Source organism: Arthrobacter sp. 2YAF22_2 (assembly GCF_052114645.1).
GTDB lineage: Bacteria > Actinomycetota > Actinomycetes > Actinomycetales > Micrococcaceae > Arthrobacter.
Map to the genome: position 1 here is coordinate 1 of NZ_JBFRFD010000446.1, position 3,069 is coordinate 3,069.

At 67.5% G+C, this 3,069-nt stretch carries 3 protein-coding genes and 1 pseudogene; 3 read left to right on the plus strand and 1 reads right to left on the minus strand.

The window, feature by feature from the left end; all coding sequences use genetic code 11:
• Positions 1-82 precede the first annotated feature (82 nt).
• Positions 83-319 carry an RNA-binding S4 domain-containing protein gene (locus tag AB4Y86_RS15580; protein ID WP_441403095.1) on the minus strand — a complete coding sequence of 79 codons (237 nt, stop codon included), beginning with the start codon at positions 317-319 and terminating at the stop codon, positions 83-85.
• 33 nt (positions 320-352) lie between these two features.
• Between AB4Y86_RS15580 and AB4Y86_RS15585 the strand changes: the two genes are divergently transcribed.
• From AB4Y86_RS15585 to AB4Y86_RS15595, 3 genes and pseudogenes are all read left to right on the plus strand, one after another.
• Entirely contained in the window at positions 353-1,336 is a 984-nt protein-coding gene (locus tag AB4Y86_RS15585; protein WP_441403096.1) for a DMT family transporter, read from the plus strand.
• A 122-nt stretch (positions 1,337-1,458) separates the two neighbouring features.
• A complete protein-coding gene (locus AB4Y86_RS15590; protein WP_441403097.1) occupies positions 1,459-2,844 on the plus strand; it encodes a glycine--tRNA ligase in 1,386 nt (461 codons plus the stop codon).
• Positions 2,845-2,846: 2 nt separating this feature from the next.
• Positions 2,847-3,069 (plus strand): annotated as a pseudogene (locus tag AB4Y86_RS15595) (GNAT family N-acetyltransferase); the annotation flags it as partial.

Consider the following 3,069-nt stretch of genomic DNA (forward strand, 5'->3'; position numbering starts at 1 on the left):
CCTCAGCCATGAGGTGCTCGACAAATAGTCCGCGCGACGGCGCCCCGCACGGCGGCGGCCGGCGCCGCGCTGCCAGGTGCTGCTAGGCTCCGGCGGGTGTCACGATCCGTACGGTCCGGCCGTTCACGGTGACGGTGTCGCCATGGTGGAGCTGGCGGCCGCGCCGGTCATCGATCTCTCCGTTGACTTTGACAAGCCCGTTCCTGATAAGTTCCGTAGCTTCCACCCCGTCCTCGACCAGGTTGGCCAGTTTCAGCAGCTGGCCCAGCCGGATCATGTCGTCGCGGATGGGGATGTCTTCAATTTCCGGGTTGCTCATACCAGCAATAATGCCTGACCAAAGGTGGCACCAATGACCCACGCACCGCGGCTTCCGCTGCTTCTCGGTCTTCTCCTCGCCGTGGCGGCGGGACTTTTCGTCCCCGTCCAGGGCCGGATCAACGGCGCCCTAGGAACGGTCCTCGCCGACGGCCTCGCCGCCGCGGTGGTCAGCTTCAGCACCGGCCTGGTGCTGATGATCGTCATCTCGCTGCTCCTGCCCAAGGGGCGCGCCGGGCTGGCCGAAGTCCTGCCTTCGCTGCGGGAACGCCGGTTCCCGCGCTACTACGTGCTGGCCGGCGGCATCGGCGCGTTCTTCGTCTTTGCCCAGTCCTTCACCGTCGGACTTCTCGGCGTCGCCCTGTTCACCGTCGCCGCCGTCACCGGGCAGACCCTGAGCGGCCTGCTGGTGGACCGGATGGGGATCGGCCCCGCGGGCCGGAAACCCATCACCGGGATCCGGGTCCTCGGCAGCGTGCTGACCGTCGCAGCCGTGGCCTGGGYCGTGTCGCCGCGATTTGCCGCCGGCGGGGTTTCGGGGGCGGACTCCGGGCCGTTGCGGCTGCTGGTGCCGGTGCTGCTTCCGGTGCTCGCCGGGTTCCTCATGAGTTTCCAGCAGGCCATGAACGGCACGGCCACGGTGCACTACCGCACCCCCATCACCGCCACCCTGGTGAACTTCATCGCCGGCAGCATTGTGCTCTGGCTCGCCTTGCTGATCAAGCTGGCCGTCGCCGGGCCCGGCCACCCTCTCCCCGGCGAGTGGTGGTACTACCTGGGCGGTCCGATGGGCTGCGTCTTCATCGCCGTCGCGGCCTTCCTGGTTCACAGCCTGGGCGTGCTGGTCACCGGCCTCGGCATGATCGCCGGGCAACTGCTGGGATCGCTGGGTCTGGACCTGTTCCTGCCCGCGCCGGGCACCATCGTCGCGCTGCCCACCGTGCTGGGCACGCTGCTGACGCTGGCCGCCATCGTCCTGGCCAGCCTGCCCTGGTCCCGCGGAGCCCTCAAGCGGTAGCGGCCCGGGTAGGCTAGGAGTTTGCATCACACCGTTCGCAACACCCCGCCCGGCAACCAGCCGGTGACCCGGGGCTGACAGCGCGGACCGCACCCAGCGGCCCTGTAGAAATTGGAGTTCCCATGGCAGCAAAATCCGTACTCGACCAGATCATTTCCCTCGCCAAGCGACGGGGATTCGTCTTCCAGGCCGGCGAAATCTACGGTGGCTCCCGCTCTGCCTGGGACTACGGCCCCCTCGGTGCCGAGCTGAAGGAAAACATCAAGCGGCAGTGGTGGCAGTCCGTGGTCCGCGGCCGTGAGGACGTCGTCGGTCTGGATTCCTCGGTGATCCTGCCCCGCCAGGTCTGGGAGGCCTCCGGCCACGTCGACGTGTTCTCCGATCCGCTGGTGGAATGCCTTTCCTGCCACAAGCGCTACCGCGCGGACCACCTCGAGGAAGAGTACGAGGAGAAGAAGGGCCGCCCGGCCGAGAATGGCCTCAAGGACATTGCCTGCGCCAACTGCGGCACCCGCGGCGAATGGACCGAACCGCAGGAATTCTCCGGCCTGCTCAAGACCTACCTGGGCCCCGTCGCCAGCGAAGAGGGCCTGCACTACCTGCGCCCCGAGACTGCCCAGGGCATCTTCGTCAACTTTTCCAACGTGCTCACCACGTCCCGGAAGAAGCCCCCGTTCGGCATCGGCCAGATCGGCAAGTCCTTCCGCAACGAGATCACGCCGGGCAACTTCATCTTCCGCACCCGGGAGTTCGAGCAGATGGAGATGGAATTCTTCGTCGAGCCCGGCACCGACGAGCAGTGGCACCAGTACTGGATGAAGGAACGCATGTCCTGGTATACCGGCCTGGGCATCCGGGAGGAGAACCTGCGCTTCTTCGAGCACCCGCTGGAGAAGCTCAGCCACTACTCCAAGGGCACCACGGACATCGAATACCGCTTCGGCTTCCACGGCTCGGAATGGGGCGAGCTCGAGGGCATCGCCAACCGCACCGACTTTGACCTCTCCACGCACTCGAAAGCCTCCGGCCAGGACCTGAGCTACTTCAACCAGGCCACCAACGAGCGCTACACCCCGTACGTGATCGAGCCGGCCGCCGGCCTTACCCGCTCCTTCATGGCGTTCATGATCGACGCGTACACCGAGGACGAGGCACCGAACGCCAAGGGCGGCGTCGACGTCCGCACCGTGCTCAAGCTCGACCCGCGCCTGGCCCCGGTCAAAGCGGCGGTGCTGCCGCTGAGCCGCAACGAGGACCTGTCCCCGAAGGCCAAGGACCTCGCCGCGCAGCTGCGCAAGAACTGGAACATCGAGTTCGACGACGCCGGTGCCATCGGCCGCCGCTACCGCCGGCAGGACGAGATCGGCACCCCGTTCTGCATCACGGTGGACTTCGACACGCTCGAAGACCAGGCCGTCACGATCCGCGAACGCGACACCATGAGCCAGGAACGCGTCTCCCTGGACAAGGTGGAGGGCTACCTGGCCGCACGGCTGATCGGCGCCTGAGCGTGGCAATCGCATACCGCGAATGGCGCGAGGGCGACGACCTGGCGCTGCTGGAAATGTGGGGCGGTCCGGAGACGGATCAGGCCCGGCAGTTCCGCGGCACCCTGGCGCCCTCGGGCAACGCCCCGTGGCGCCGCTGCATCGTGGCCGAGGACGTCGTCGACGGCGTCGCCATCCCCGTCGCGGCGGGCGTGGTCCACGAGGCCTCGCTGCATCCGGAACGCC